General features: G+C 55.9%; 15 protein-coding genes and 1 pseudogene. 6 read left to right on the top strand and 10 right to left on the bottom strand.

Annotation, left to right across the window (positions count from 1 at the left end):
- Position 1: 1 nt before the first annotated feature.
- The 6 genes and pseudogenes from kdsA to hemA form a co-directional block, all read right to left on the bottom strand.
- Positions 2-856, bottom strand: coding sequence for a 3-deoxy-8-phosphooctulonate synthase (kdsA, locus tag OKF39_RS13950; protein ID WP_028013459.1), 855 nt, complete (start codon positions 854-856; stop codon positions 2-4).
- A 36-nt stretch (positions 857-892) separates the two neighbouring features.
- Entirely contained in the window at positions 893-1702 is an 810-nt protein-coding gene (gene sirB1 / locus OKF39_RS13955) for an invasion regulator SirB1 (RefSeq protein ID WP_047368720.1), read from the bottom strand.
- 41 nt (positions 1703-1743) lie between these two features.
- Positions 1744-1827 (bottom strand): annotated as a pseudogene (locus tag OKF39_RS13960) (siroheme synthase); the annotation flags it as partial.
- An 8-nt stretch (positions 1828-1835) separates the two neighbouring features.
- Positions 1836-2666 (bottom strand): peptide chain release factor N(5)-glutamine methyltransferase, encoded by an 831-nt coding sequence (prmC, locus tag OKF39_RS13965; RefSeq protein WP_479983062.1) that lies wholly within the window; start codon positions 2664-2666, stop codon positions 1836-1838.
- The gene (gene prfA / locus OKF39_RS13970) at positions 2666-3748 is read right to left on the bottom strand and encodes a peptide chain release factor 1 (RefSeq protein ID WP_021240360.1); all 1083 of its coding nucleotides are present in this window, start codon (positions 3746-3748) and stop codon (positions 2666-2668) included. Before prfA ends, prmC begins: the two co-directional genes overlap by 1 nt.
- Positions 3749-3789: 41 nt before the next feature.
- Positions 3790-5046 carry a glutamyl-tRNA reductase gene (gene hemA / locus OKF39_RS13975; protein ID WP_021240361.1) on the bottom strand — a complete coding sequence of 419 codons (1257 nt, stop codon included), beginning with the start codon at positions 5044-5046 and terminating at the stop codon, positions 3790-3792.
- Between the two features lie 201 nt (positions 5047-5247).
- Between hemA and lolB the strand changes: the two genes are divergently transcribed.
- The 4 genes from lolB (at position 5248) to dauA (ending at position 9602) form a co-directional block, all read left to right on the top strand.
- Positions 5248-5859 carry a lipoprotein insertase outer membrane protein LolB gene (lolB, locus tag OKF39_RS13980; protein ID WP_028013462.1) on the top strand — a complete coding sequence of 204 codons (612 nt, stop codon included), beginning with the start codon at positions 5248-5250 and terminating at the stop codon, positions 5857-5859.
- Complete coding sequence (ispE, locus tag OKF39_RS13985) at positions 5856-6725, top strand: 4-(cytidine 5'-diphospho)-2-C-methyl-D-erythritol kinase (RefSeq protein WP_028013463.1); 870 nt, start codon at positions 5856-5858, stop codon at positions 6723-6725. Before lolB ends, ispE begins: the two co-directional genes overlap by 4 nt.
- Positions 6726-6850: 125 nt before the next feature.
- On the top strand, positions 6851-7798 hold the full coding sequence (gene prs, locus OKF39_RS13990) for a ribose-phosphate diphosphokinase (RefSeq protein ID WP_003856663.1): 948 nt from the start codon (positions 6851-6853) through the stop codon (positions 7796-7798).
- A gap of 124 nt (positions 7799-7922) precedes the next feature.
- Positions 7923-9602 (top strand): C4-dicarboxylic acid transporter DauA, encoded by a 1680-nt coding sequence (gene dauA, locus OKF39_RS13995; protein WP_063942336.1) that lies wholly within the window; start codon positions 7923-7925, stop codon positions 9600-9602.
- On the opposite strand, the gene OKF39_RS14000 is transcribed toward dauA, so the two are convergent.
- Together OKF39_RS14000 and ychH are read right to left on the bottom strand one after the other, a co-directional pair.
- On the bottom strand, positions 9588-10646 hold the full coding sequence (locus tag OKF39_RS14000) for a MerR family transcriptional regulator (RefSeq protein WP_479983063.1): 1059 nt from the start codon (positions 10644-10646) through the stop codon (positions 9588-9590). The two genes, dauA and OKF39_RS14000, sit on opposite strands and share 15 nt — an antisense overlap.
- Positions 10647-10767: 121 nt before the next feature.
- Positions 10768-11043 carry a stress-induced protein YchH gene (ychH, locus tag OKF39_RS14005; RefSeq protein ID WP_028013466.1) on the bottom strand — a complete coding sequence of 92 codons (276 nt, stop codon included), beginning with the start codon at positions 11041-11043 and terminating at the stop codon, positions 10768-10770.
- 274 nt (positions 11044-11317) lie between these two features.
- On the opposite strand from ychH, the gene pth reads away from it, so the two are divergent.
- On the top strand, positions 11318-11902 hold the full coding sequence (gene pth, locus OKF39_RS14010) for an aminoacyl-tRNA hydrolase (RefSeq protein WP_479983064.1): 585 nt from the start codon (positions 11318-11320) through the stop codon (positions 11900-11902).
- A gap of 126 nt (positions 11903-12028) precedes the next feature.
- The gene (ychF, locus tag OKF39_RS14015; RefSeq protein ID WP_003856650.1) at positions 12029-13123 is read left to right on the top strand and encodes a redox-regulated ATPase YchF; all 1095 of its coding nucleotides are present in this window, start codon (positions 12029-12031) and stop codon (positions 13121-13123) included.
- Between the two features lie 59 nt (positions 13124-13182).
- Here ychF and OKF39_RS14020 read toward each other — a convergent pair whose 3' ends face one another.
- Together OKF39_RS14020 and OKF39_RS14025 are read right to left on the bottom strand one after the other, a co-directional pair.
- Entirely contained in the window at positions 13183-13608 is a 426-nt protein-coding gene (locus tag OKF39_RS14020) for a hypothetical protein (RefSeq protein ID WP_063437393.1), read from the bottom strand.
- A complete protein-coding gene (locus tag OKF39_RS14025) occupies positions 13595-13837 on the bottom strand; it encodes a hypothetical protein (RefSeq protein ID WP_226858932.1) in 243 nt (80 codons plus the stop codon). The genes OKF39_RS14020 and OKF39_RS14025 overlap by 14 nt, the downstream gene beginning before the upstream one ends.
- Between the last annotated feature and the right edge of the window lie 419 nt (positions 13838-14256).

Consider the following 14256-nt stretch of genomic DNA (forward strand, 5'->3'; position numbering starts at 1 on the left):
ATTAGTTGCTGGTATCCAGCTCGTCGAAGCTTTTCACCAGATCGTCAATCGCTTTGATCTGCTTCAGGAACGGCTCCAGCTTATCCAGCGGCAGCGCGGATGGACCATCGCATTTCGCGTTAGCCGGATCCGGGTGCGCTTCAATGAACAGACCTGCCAGGCCGGTCGCCATACCGGCGCGCGCCAGCTCGGTCACCTGAGCACGACGGCCACCAGAGGCTGCACCAAACGGGTCGCGGCACTGCAGCGCGTGGGTAACGTCGAAGATCACCGGCGACTGGTTAGAGACGTTCTTCATGACGCTGAAGCCCAGCATGTCCACCACCAGGTTGTCGTAACCGAAGTTAGCGCCACGGTCGCACAGAATAATCTTGTCGTTACCGCCTTCGATAAACTTATCAACGATGTTACCCATCTGGCCCGGGCTCACGAACTGCGGTTTTTTCACGTTAATCACGGCACCGGTTTTCGCCATCGCGGCAACCAGGTCGGTCTGACGCGCCAGGAACGCCGGAAGCTGGATTACGTCTACCACGTCTGCCACAGGCTGCGCCTGCCAGGACTCATGCACGTCGGTGATCACTTTCACGCCAAACGTCTGCTTCAGCTCCTGGAAAATTTTCATCCCCTCTTCCAGGCCAGGGCCACGGTAAGAGTTGATGGAGGAGCGGTTGGCTTTGTCAAAAGAGGCCTTAAACACGTACGGAATGCCCAGCTTCTGGGTCACGGTCACGTAGTGCTCGCAGATACGCATGGCGAGATCGCGGGACTCCAGCACGTTCATACCGCCAAACAGCACGAACGGCAGGTCGTTTGCTACCTTGATATCACCAATGCTAACCACTTTTTGTTTCATAGGATCGCCTTATTCAGGTGTGAATCGGAATTAAGATTAATGCAGTGTAATTTGTTTGTGCGAGATCGCGTTGATCTGCGCGCGAATCATTTCGCTAATCGGATCTTCCGGACACTGCTCGACGAAATAGCTCAGATCGTTCAGCGCCACGTGCTCGCAGTCGAGCTGGGCATAGATAAGCCCGCGGTCGCGAATTTCGTACGGATCTTCCGGATTAAACTGCAGCAGCACTTCACTGGCACGCAAGGCCAGCTCCATCTGACGCTCTTCCATCAGCGCTGACTTCAGCGTATCCAGCAGCTTGCGAATGACTTCGGCGTTGTCGGCTTCGTCGAGATCTTCGTTAAAGAGCTCGGCCACCGGGCTGATGTTGCCTTTCAGCCAGACGTCCAGCGTATGCTCGTCCAGCGTGTCGCCGTTAAACGGATTAATGAGCCACATCTCACCGTCCAGCCACTCCGCACGCAGGATCATCTGCGTCGGGAAAATAACCGGCACCAGCGGAATATCCAGGCGGTGCGCAACCCACAGCAAAATAGAGCCCAGCGCAACGGCGCTGCCCTGACGATTTTTTAAGACATGGTCCAGCCATAATGCGTCAGACAGGCGATACACGCCACGCGTGTCGCAGAAACCCCATTCGCCGTAGAAAAGCTCCAGAAGCTTCTCTAATTGCCAGTCCTGCGGGCGCGCCTGATTGATCTCTTCACGCGCCAGGCTGACCAGATTCTCCAGCTCATCGTAGACGTACTGCGACGTAAAATCGTCGCGTATCATCTCCGAAATCAGGATCATGCCATCGCAAAGCGGCACTTTATTAAATTCGAAATCGGCTAAGGACCTCATGACTTACCCCAGTAACGACTGAGCGAACAATGACGCTCAGGCGCGATAAAACTCAAAACGATGTAGATGATAACGCCAAACTGCCTTTCAGTCAGCCTTACGCCTTTATCAGTAAATGGCAGATACCCGGAACTCAAGACCACTGCCCCAGCGTCAGGCGTTCGTTGCCGCCGTAGTCGCGGCAGGTTTCGACAGCGGCGTAGCCTGCCTGGGTAAACAGTGCCCGCACGGATTCTCCCTGCGTCCATCCATGCTCCACGAGCAGCCAGCCGCCGGGAAGCAAATGCTCTCGTGACGTTGTCACAATGTGATCAAGATCGGCTAATCCCGCGTTGGCGGCCACAAGCGCCGTCAGCGGTTCGAAGCGAACATCCCCCTGCGCAAGGTGCGGATCATGTTCGTCAATGTAAGGAGGATTGCTGACAATCATCGCAAATGAGCGGCTCTCCAGCGCGGTAAACCAGCTGCTTTGCAGCACCGTTACGTTGCTGAGCCCGAGACGTTCCACATTACGCAGCGCCAGCGCCACCGCGTCGGGCATCACATCCACTGCCGTCACATCGCAGTCAGGCCGCTCGGTGGCCAGCGCCAACGCGATAGCACCTGTTCCAGTACCGAGATCGAGAATGCGGCAGGCCTTCGCCGGTAAACGCGCCAGCGCCTGCTCCACCAGACACTCGGTATCCGGACGCGGGATCAGCGTCGCCGCCGAGACGTAAAGCGGTAGCGACCAGAACTCGCGCTCACCGACAAGGTGAGCCACCGGCTCGCCGTTTTTACGGCGGGCAAGGAGTGCGGCGAGCCGTGCTTCCTGCTCTGCGGTCAGCTCAGTTTCGCCGAATGCCAGCAGGTACGTGCGGGCTTTACCCGTCACATGCTCAAGCAAAATTTCGGCATCGCGCTTCGGGCTTTCGCTTTTGCAAAGCTCACCGGCCGCCTCGCGTAACCAGCGCTGAAAATCCATTATTCCTGCTCGGACAGCGCCGCCAGCTGGTCGGCCTGGTATTCCTGCACGATAGGCTCAATCAGCATATCCAGCTTCCCTTCCATCACCTCGTCCAGACGGTACAGGGTCAGGTTGATGCGGTGGTCGGTCACGCGCCCCTGAGGGAAGTTGTAGGTGCGGTTACGGTCGCTGCGATCGCCGCTGCCCAGCAGGTTACGACGCGTAGAGGCTTCCGCCTGCTGACGCTTCGCCATTTCCGCCGCGTGGATGCGCGCGCCCAGCACGGACAACGCTTTGGCTTTGTTTTTGTGCTGCGAACGTTCGTCCTGACACTCCACCACGATGCCGGTTGGCAGGTGGGTAATACGGATGGCGGAGTCGGTGGTGTTAACGTGCTGACCGCCCGCCCCGGAGGAGCGGAAGGTGTCGATGCGCAGGTCCGCCGGGTTGATGTCCGGCAGTTCCGCTTCCGGCAGCTCCGGCATCACCGCCACCGTACAGGCGGAGGTATGAATGCGGCCCTGAGATTCGGTGGCCGGAACGCGCTGCACGCGGTGACCGCCGGATTCAAACTTCAGACGTCCGTACACGCCGTCGCCGCTGATCTTGGCGATAACCTCTTTGTAGCCGCCATGTTCGCCTTCGTTGGCGCTCATGATCTCCACGCGCCAGCGGCGCGATTCGGCGTAGCGGCTGTACATGCGGAACAGATCCCCGGCAAAGAGCGCCGCTTCGTCACCGCCGGTCCCGGCGCGCACTTCGACAAACGCGTTACGTTCATCGTCCGGATCTTTCGGCAGGAGCAGCACCTGAAGCTGCTGCTCCATCTCTTCGGAACGCGCTTTTGCATCCTGCAGCTCTTCCTGCGCCATCTCGCGCATCTCAGGATCGTCGAGCATCATCTGCGCGGTTTCAATATCTTCCTGAACCTGTCGCCAGTCGGTAAAGCATTTTGATACATCACTCAACTGCGCATATTCACGCGAAAGCGCGCGAAAACGTTCCTGGTCTGCGATAGTCCCGGCATCGCCGAGCAGCGCCTGTACTTCTTCATGGCGCTCGTGCAGAGCTTCCAGTTTAGCGACGATAGAAGGCTTCATAGGCGTAAGTGCACCTTGTCTTAGAAAATGGGTATAGGGCGCTATTCCAGCCCGAGGCTGTTGCGCAGAATAGTCAGGCGTTCATCATCCCCGTCACGGGCAGCCTGTTGAAGAGATTTGGTTGGCGCATGGATCAGGCGGTTAGTCAGCTTCCACGCCAGATCCTGCATAATCGCCTGCGCGTCGCCGCCCTGTTCCAGGGCCGCTAACGCTTTGGCAGTCAGGTCATCACGCACCTGCTCCGCCTGCCCGCGGTACTCGCGGATGGTCTCGCTGACGCTTTGCGCGCGCAGCCAGGCCATAAATTCGCTGGTTTCCTGCTCAACAATGGTTTCCGCCTGCACCGCCGCCGCTTTACGCTGGGCGAGGTTGTGCGAAATAATGCTTTGCAGGTCATCCACGCTGTAAAGATAGGCGTTAGCCAGCTTGCCAACCTCTGGCTCAACATCGCGCGGAACGGCGATATCCACCAGCAGCATTGGCTGATTACGGCGGGATTTCAGCGCACGCTCCACCATCCCTTTACCGATGATCGGCAGCGGGCTGGCGGTAGAGCTGATAATAATGTCCGCCTCTTTCAGACGTTCATCAATATCGCTCAGCGCAACCACCTCGGCACCCACTTCATCCGCCAGCACCTGCGCGCGTTCGCGGGTGCGGTTCGCGATAATCATCTTTTTCACTTTATGCTCGCGCAGATGGCGCGCCACAAGCTCGATGGTTTCGCCCGCGCCTACCAGCATCACGGTGACGGTCGACAGGGATTCAAAGATTTGCCGTGCAAGGGTACAGGCCGCGAAAGCAACAGAAACCGCACTGGCACCAATGTCGGTTTCGGTTCGCACACGCTTCGCCACGGAGAAGGACTTCTGGAACATACGCTCCAGCTCGCTGGCCTTGAGATGCCCTTTCTGGGAATCTGCGAAGGCTTTTTTTACCTGGCCGAGGATCTGCGGCTCGCCAAGCACCAGCGAATCCAGACCGCTGGCGACGCGCATCAGATGGCTGACCGCATCGTTATCCTGATGCCAGTACAGGCTGTTGCGCAGCTCGTCTTCGTTGAGATTGTGGTAGTCACATAGCCAGCGGATCAGCGCGTCGTGCAGGTTATCCTGCTCTTCCACGCTCAAATACAGCTCAGTACGGTTGCACGTTGAAAGCACCACGCCACCCTGCACCATCGGCTGTGCAAGCAGGCTGTCCAGCGCCAGGTCAAGCGTATCCGGCGAAAACGTAACGCGTTCTCGCAGCGAAACCGGGGCCGTTTTGTGGTTGATGCCGAGTGCTAATAGGGTCATGTTGAGCGGGAGTAGTACCAGCGTTAATAAGGTTAGCAGGACGCATCATACAGGATGCGCGAGATCAATAAAAGAGACCGCCTCCTTTCGGAGTAATAGGTTACTCAACGCTTTGAGATAATTTGAACGTAGACGGTAGCACTGCGGGGCGCTAGCATTAACAGTTATAACTGCAACGTATCTCAAGGATTTGTCCTCATTATGACCCGACTGATTCGCCTGCTGCCGCTGGCAGCACTGGTTCTGACCGCCTGTACTGTCACCCAACCAAAAGGCCCGGGCAAAAGCCCTGATTCACCGCAGTGGCGTCAGCACCAGCAGGACGTCCTTAATTTGAAGCAGTACCAGACGCGCGGCGCCTTCGCGTATCTCTCTGACGAACAAAAGGTTTATGCCCGCTTCTTCTGGCAGCAAACGGGGCAGGACAACTATCGCCTGCTGCTGCTGAACCCGCTGGGCAGCACCGAGCTGGAGCTTATCGCCAAACCGGGCGAAGCGCAGATCACCGATAACAAAGGCCAGCACTACACGGCGACCGATGCCGAAGAGATGATTGGCAAGCTGACCGGGATGCCAATTCCGCTGAACAGCCTGCGCCAGTGGATCCTCGGCCTGCCGGGCGAAGCGACCGACTATACGCTTGACGATCAATACCGTCTGAGCCAGGTCAACTACACCCAGAACGGCAAAACCTGGAAAGTGGTGTACAGCGCCTATGACAGCAAGAGTAAACCTTCGCTGCCATCAAACATGGAGCTGACCCAGGGCAGCCAGCGCATCAAGCTGAAAATGGACAACTGGATCGTTAAATGATGACCCACTGGCCTTCTCCGGCAAAACTGAACCTGTTTTTATACATCACCGGCCAGCGTGCTGACGGCTATCACACTCTGCAGACGCTGTTTCAGTTTATTGACTATGGCGACACGATTGCCATCGAGCCGCGTCAGGATGGGCAGATTTGCCTGCTGACGCCGGTCGACGGCGTGGCGCATGAGGACAACCTGATCGTCCGCGCCGCGCGCCTGCTGATGAAAGCCGCCGCGGAATCGGGTCGTCTGCCGGCGGGAAGCGGTGCGGATATCCGCATTGAGAAGCGTCTGCCGATGGGTGGCGGTCTCGGCGGGGGCTCATCCAACGCCGCCACCGTGCTGGTTGCGCTGAACCACCTCTGGGGTTGCGGGCTGTCGACGGATGAACTGGCTGGTTTGGGCTTAACGCTGGGCGCAGATGTCCCTGTGTTTGTTCGCGGCCACGCGGCCTTTGCCGAGGGCGTGGGTGAGATCCTCTCCCCGGTCAACCCGCCGGAGAAATGGTATCTGGTTGCCCACCCCGGCGTGAGCATTCCGACCCCGGTCATCTTTAAAGATCCTGACCTGAAAAGAAATACCCCGGTACGGTCAATAGAAACGTTATTAAATTGTGAATTCAGCAACGATTGCGAGGATATCGCAAGAAAACGTTTTCGCGAGGTTGATGCGGTGCTTTCCTGGCTGTTAGAATACGCGCCGTCGCGCCTGACCGGTACAGGGGCCTGTGTCTTTGCTGAATTTGACACCGAATCCGCCGCCCGTCAGGTGCTTGAGCAAGCGCCGGATTGGCTGCATGGTTTTGTAGCACGCGGGATGAACACCTCCCCCCTACAGCAGGCCATTCTGGCGCAGACTGAGTTTCGGTGACAACGTCACCCTGTTCCAGACGTTGCATCGCGCTCTTTAATACACCGCCTGGATAGCCTTCGCTTAGGCCCCGCAGTTTGCGGCGAACGCTATCCACCACTGGACGCATGCCTGAGGTTCTTCTCGTGCCTGATATGAAGCTTTTTGCTGGTAACGCCACCCCGGAACTAGCACAACGTATTGCCAACCGCCTGTACACTTCCCTCGGCGACGCCGCCGTAGGTCGCTTTAGCGACGGCGAAGTCAGCGTACAAATCAACGAAAATGTACGCGGTGGTGATATTTTCATCATCCAGTCCACCTGTGCTCCAACAAACGACAACCTGATGGAACTGGTTGTTATGGTCGACGCTCTGCGTCGCGCTTCCGCAGGCCGTATCACTGCTGTTATCCCTTACTTTGGTTATGCCCGCCAGGACCGTCGCGTCCGTTCCGCGCGTGTGCCAATCACCGCAAAAGTTGTCGCTGACTTCCTGTCCAGCGTCGGCGTTGACCGCGTACTGACCGTTGACCTGCACGCAGAGCAGATCCAGGGCTTCTTCGACGTCCCGGTTGATAACGTATTCGGCAGCCCAATCCTGCTGGAAGACATGCTGCAGCTGAACCTGGACAACCCAATCGTGGTTTCTCCGGACATCGGCGGCGTGGTACGTGCCCGTGCTATCGCTAAGCTGCTGAACGATACCGACATGGCGATCATCGACAAGCGTCGTCCGCGCGCTAACGTTTCTCAGGTGATGCACATCATCGGTGACGTGGCTGGCCGCGACTGCGTGCTGGTTGACGACATGATCGATACCGGCGGTACGCTGTGTAAAGCCGCTGAAGCGCTGAAAGAGCGCGGTGCCAAGCGCGTGTTCGCTTACGCGACCCACCCGATCTTCTCCGGTAATGCCGTGAACAACCTGCGCAACTCCGTCATTGACGAAGTTGTGGTATGCGATACCATCCCACTGAGCGACGAGATCAAGGCACTGCCAAACGTGCGTACCCTGACCCTGTCCGGGATGCTGGCCGAAGCGATTCGTCGTATCAGCAACGAAGAATCCATCTCTGCAATGTTCGAACACTAATCGAACACGGCCAAAAAACCCGCTGCGGCGGGTTTTTTTGTCTCTGGGTTTTATTTGTATGATTAATGCCTCCTTCACCTGCCATTCATATGACAGATGATGCGCACACGGATGATAGATAATTGTGAAAAACGTAGCCTCCTCACATGTTCTGCCCTTTCGCGCCCTCATCGACGCCTGCTGGAAAGAGAAGTACACCTCGTCACGCTTTATCCGTGACCTGATTGCCGGGATCACCGTCGGGATTATTGCCATCCCACTGGCGATGGCGCTGGCGATTGGCAGCGGCGTTGCGCCACAGTACGGTCTGTATACCTCGGCCGTTGCCGGGATTGTTATTGCCCTGACGGGCGGCTCGCGCTTCAGCGTCTCCGGCCCGACCGCCGCCTTTGTGGTGATCCTCTACCCGGTTTCACAACAGTTTGGTCTGGCAGGCCTGCTGGTTGCCACCCTGATGTCCGGCGTCTTTTTGATTCTGTTCGGTCTGGCCCGTTTTGGTCGCCTGATTGAATACATTCCCCTTTCCGTGACGCTGGGGTTCACCTCGGGGATTGGGATCACCATCGGAACCATGCAGATTAAGGATTTCCTCGGTCTGCAAATGACCCATGTTCCGGAGCACTATTTACAGAAAGTGGGCGCGCTGTTTATGGCGCTGCCGACGGCCAACCTGGGCGACGCCGCCATCGGAATAGTCACCCTGGGGACGCTTATCGTCTGGCCTCGCCTCGGTATTCGCCTGCCGGGCCATCTGCCCGCCCTGCTGCTGGGCTGCGCGGTGATGGCTATCGTCAATATGTTCGGCGGTCATGTCGCGACTATCGGCTCGCAGTTCCACTATGTTCTGGCGGACGGTTCGCAGGGTAACGGCATTCCACAGCTGCTGCCGCAGCTGGTGCTGCCGTGGGACATGCCTGGTTCGAGCTTCACCCTGAGCTGGGATTCCCTTCGCGCCCTGCTGCCCGCCGCGTTCTCTATGGCGATGCTGGGAGCGATTGAATCCCTGCTGTGCGCTGTGGTGCTCGACGGCATGACCGGCACCAAGCACAAAGCCAACAGCGAACTGGTCGGTCAGGGCTTAGGCAACCTCATCGCACCGTTCTTTGGCGGGATTACCGCTACGGCAGCCATCGCCCGTTCTGCGGCAAACGTGCGCGCAGGTGCGACCTCCCCCGTTTCAGCGGTTATCCACTCCGTGCTGGTGATTCTGGCGCTGCTGATCCTTGCCCCACTGCTCTCCTGGCTGCCGCTTTCCGCCATGGCCGCCCTGCTGCTGATGGTGGCCTGGAACATGAGCGAGGCGCATAAGGTGGTGAATCTGCTGCGCCGTGCGCCGAAAGACGACATCATCGTGATGCTGATCTGCATGTCGCTGACCGTGCTGTTCGATATGGTTATCGCCATCAGCGTTGGGATCGTGCTCGCGTCCCTGCTATTTATGCGCCGCATCGCGCAGATGACGCGTCTCTCTCCGGTTAACGTGGAGGTGCCTGAGGATGTGCTGGTGCTGCGCGTGATTGGCCCGCTATTCTTTGCCGCGGCGGAAGGATTGTTCAGCGATCTGGAGTCCCGCATCGCGGGGAAACGGGTTGTGGTGCTGAAGTGGGATGCCGTCCCGGTGCTGGATGCCGGCGGTCTGGATGCCTTCCAGCGCTTTGTGAAACGTCTGCCGGAAGGCTGCGAGCTGCGGGTCAGCAACCTGGAATTCCAGCCCCTGCGCACCATGGCGCGTGCGGGCGTGCAGCCGATCCCTGGCCGCCTTGCCTTTTATCCTAACCGTGAAGCCGCGTTAGCGGATCTGTGAGTTATCTGATGCAGAGAAACGTCTCTGCATCATCACCCCGATCGCCTGCTGGAGCCATGCAAGCACGGCAGGCGTCATCCAGGTTCCTTTCATCAGATGCGGCTCCTGCTGCATAGCCGTACGAAACTTTTGCTGGGTCTCCGGGTTGGTGCCTGCGTAGGACTGGAACAATGTCAGCCAGTTTTCAGCCAGCTTTTGCGCCTCCTTCGAGTCAGGAGCGATATTGTCCCGCTGCGCCTGATGCAGTTTCGCCACCAGCGGCGGCCACTCCATCATGCGGTCAAAATAATGCGCCCGGGTAAAGGCCATCTCTTCGGCAGTGAGATACTTCTCCCATATGCTGAGCTTAGATTCCGCAAACGCGCGCGTGATGTAATCTGTCATCTCCGGGGTAATGCCGGTCTGCGCCTGCATCTGTGGCTCTACGCTGTGCATCTCGTTCAGCCGGGTGAGAAACTCCGGCTTGCCCGCCGTGTCCTGTTCAAGACGTTCCATCCAGCGGGTCGCCAGATCCATCGCCCGCGTGTCAGTAACGGGTATATCCTGTTCCAGCAGCGCGTTAGCCTCTGCCACCAGCCCTGACCAGATAGCCGCCAGCGCATCCTTCTGTACCGCAAACGGCAGCTGCTGTAATTCTTCTTTGCTAAACCAGCGATCGTACATATTCATTAACTCCAGAGTCTGTAGCCAGGACTCCAGATCCGGCGTCGCATCGTCAGTAAGCCCGGAACGCAGCTCCACCAGCCGGTCGCGCAGCGTGTGTATACTGCGCAGCTGTTTATCCAGCAGCGTGATTTGCGCATCGAGTAGCTCGGTCAACGACAGCGACTCCTTTTCCAGAAAATCCCTGATTTCGGCAAGTTCCAGCCCCGCTTTTGCCAGCGCCTGGATCATGTGCAGACGCTGGACATCCGCCAGGTTGTAAAGCCGGTAACCTGCCGCGCTTCTGGCAGAAGGCAGCAACAGCCCTGTTTGCTCGTAGTGATGCAATGTCCGCACGGTGATACCGGCTCGTTTCGCCAGCTCACCCACCTGAATCAACATAACTGCTCCTTTTTACTTTGCCAGTGCCACCACTCTGGAGCCTTACGTTACGTGAGGGTCAATATGCTATGCAAAAAAAAACGACTCCGGATGGAGTCGTTTCGATGTTCTTAATCAGGCACTAGCTGTGCTTATGCTGGTCACGACGACAGCGTTTGTCGTAGTGGCGCACCCACCAGTATTTATCGCAGACTTCCTCATGTCCGCTTACGCGCGCCCCGGCGAGCCACAATACTGCACCGAGGAAGATGCTCAATACCGCGCCATGCGCGAAGTATTGTGGGAGATCAAGCTGCGGCAGCTGGTTTAAAATGGAATAACCTACGCCGACTACCATCACGAACAGTCCCAACCCCATTAGCACGTTACCGAGCATCGAAGCGTTTTTGCGTTTCATATGTCACCTCCGGAACTTTGGGTTGTCAGGGGAAAAGCCCCTAATCCTTGTGTGTAAAGTATAGACAACGCCCCTTTTATGAGTTGCGTGAATGATCACAATTACGGATGACGCACAAACAAAAGTTTACAAATAAGGCGTTGAACAGCTTGAAATTCTAATTGTTCAGATGAGTAATTATTCGAATTTCGCCGGGATAACCGCAGAATTTTGTCAAGCGGCGCGCCAGACAGTAAACTACGCGCCAGATCTGGAACCCATTAGGAATTGAATCGTGACGATTAAACTGATTGTCGGCCTCGCCAACCCGGGCGCGGAGTATGCGGCCACCCGCCACAACGCTGGGGCATGGTACGTCGATCTGCTGGCCGAACGGTTAAGTGCTCCCCTGCGTGAAGAACCAAAATTCTTCGGCTATACCTCACGTATCAACCTTGCAGGCGCGGATGTTCGCCTGCTGGTGCCCACCACCTTTATGAACCTGAGCGGTAAAGCGGTGGCGGCGATGGCAACGTTTTATCGCATCAATCCGGATGAAATTCTGGTGGCTCACGATGAGCTGGATCTTCCGCCTGGCGTAGCAAAATTCAAGCTGGGCGGCGGACACGGCGGTCACAACGGTCTTAAAGACATCATCAGCAAGTTGGGCAATAACCCGAATTTCCACCGTTTGCGCGTGGGAATCGGCCATCCGGGCGATAAAAACAAAGTTGTCGGTTTCGTGCTCGGTAAACCCCCGGTTTCCGAACAAAAACTGATTGACGAGGCGGTAGACGAAGCGGCGCGCTGCACTGAAATCTGGCTGCAAGACGGCTTAACCAAAGCGACAAATCGCTTACACGCTTTCAAAGCGCAATAATCCGCCCGATACGGCTTTTTTACCGCGCGTCATGCGGGTTACGTGTATAATAGGCGTAGTTATTTACTTTTCATCAATCGGTTATCGTTAACGGATTGATTATCAAGATATTAAGGTGATTTAGAAATGGGATTCAAATGCGGTATCGTCGGTCTGCCAAACGTGGGCAAATCCACCCTGTTTAACGCGCTTACCAAAGCGGGTATCGAAGCGGCGAACTTCCCGTTCTGTACCATCGAACCTAACACCGGCGTGGTGCCAATGCCGGACCCGCGTCTGGACCAGCTTGCGGAAATCGTGAAGCCGCAGCGCATTCTGCCAACCACCATGGAGTTCGTGGACATCGCGGGCCTGGTGAAGGGTGCCTCCAAAGGCGAAGGTCTGGGTAATCAGTTCCTGACCAACATCCGTGAAACTGAAGCGATCGGCCACGTTGTGCGCTGCTTCGAGAACGACAACATCATCCACGTTAATAACAAAGTGGATCCGGCTGACGATATCGACGTCATCAACACCGAGCTGGCGCTCTCTGACCTCGACACCTGCGAACGTGCGATTCACCGCGTGCAGAAGAAAGCCAAAGGCGGCGACAAAGACGCGAAAGCGGAACTGGCTGCACTGGAAAAATGCCTGCCACAGCTGGAAAACGCCGGCATGCTGCGCGCGCTGAAAAACCTGACTGACGAAGACAAAGCGGCGATCAAATACCTGAGCTTCCTGACCCTGAAGCCAACCATGTACATCGCCAACGTTAACGAAGACGGTTTCGAGAACAACCCGTACCTGGACAAAGTCCGTGAAATCGCCGCGGCGGAAGGTTCTGTGGTTGTGGCGGTTTGCGCAGCCGTTGAGTCCGATATCGCCGAGCTGGACGACGCCGACCGTGAAGAGTTCATGGCCGAACTGGGTCTGGAAGAGCCGGGCCTGAACCGCGTAATCCGCGCGGGCTATGAGCTGCTGAACCTGCAGACCTACTTCACCGCTGGCGTTAAAGAAGTGCGTGCGTGGACGATTCCTGTGGGTGCGACTGCGCCTCAGGCGGCCGGTAAGATCCACACCGACTTCGAAAAGGGCTTCATTCGTGCGCAGACTATCGCGTTTGAAGACTTTATCACCTACAAGGGTGAGCAAGGCGCGAAAGAAGCTGGCAAGATGCGTGCGGAAGGGAAAGATTACATCGTTAAAGATGGCGACGTGATGAACTTCCTGTTTAACGTTTGATTTGTTTTGAATGAAAAAAATCCACGCTTTGGCGTGGATTTTTTTATAGAGTAACGAACTTATCCCCTTTTGCGCAGGTAGAACTCTAGATATTTTTTAGGTCTATCCTGAAACGCACGCTCTTTGCCGTAGTTATAAGCATCGTTAAAATATTTGTACGCTTCATCGAATTGATTCAACTCGTAACAGACCATACCCAAGTCGATTAACGGTGCAGTGTCTATATCCGATCCACGTGTCCGTAAAGTCGTCTCTCCCCATTTCTTTGCCTCAACGTAATCCGCAAGATCAAAATATGCGCTGTACATGCACGCAGAGATCCAGTTGGCGAGTTCCCATTCAAGCTTTGGTTCAGGGAGAGCTTGCCATGCTTTTTGGTATTGCTCTAAAGCCTCGGCGTATTTTTTGTCATCGTGAAACTCGTTTCCTTTTTCAACAAAGGAGTTAATTTTGGATTCAATTTTTGGGTCTTCAAGATCTTTCATGGAACAATGCTCCTTCATTGGAAATATTGGGACTTTTCCTTTGGGCCAATAAAATCAAGGGAATCTTTATATCTATCCGGTAGCACTGCTCCCTGAGACCGATTGTGCCATAATATTCAAGCTCATACTTCCTGGAATCTCTCATAAAGGCTCTGACCTCACGAGATTTAGGACCATAGTAGCCACCCTTCTGATTCCAGTATTTAACTGCATCTGTTAAATGAGCCATGTCCGCATCCTGAATACGGTACCATTTACCATCAGTTGAGCTTTTAAATTGCATCCTATCGCCCGTACCATGAATACGTCTTTCTCCTCGCATTCGTGCAATTACTTCACGTCAAGTTTTACTGTTTTTTCCCGGGGGTCTTCCCATAAATTTCTGACATTGCAGGTAAAGACGTCCCGGCGATGCCATCGCCCAAGGCGGTCTTACTCGCTACGGGGATCAGCCGCCACTGGGGGCTTTACTCAGGGTAGAGTTGTTCGTCGCGAGTATACTGACAGCTTATTGAACACAAGGGTAAGCAAGGCGCGAAAAAAGCAAGCAAGATGCGTGCAGAAGGAAAAAAAATAGTGTTAAAAATGGCCACGTAGTGAACTAATTAATTATTTAACATTTTTTTGGATGAAAAAATCCACGCCAGG

This window comes from Enterobacter cloacae complex sp. HYC042_NIDB (assembly GCF_056673315.1).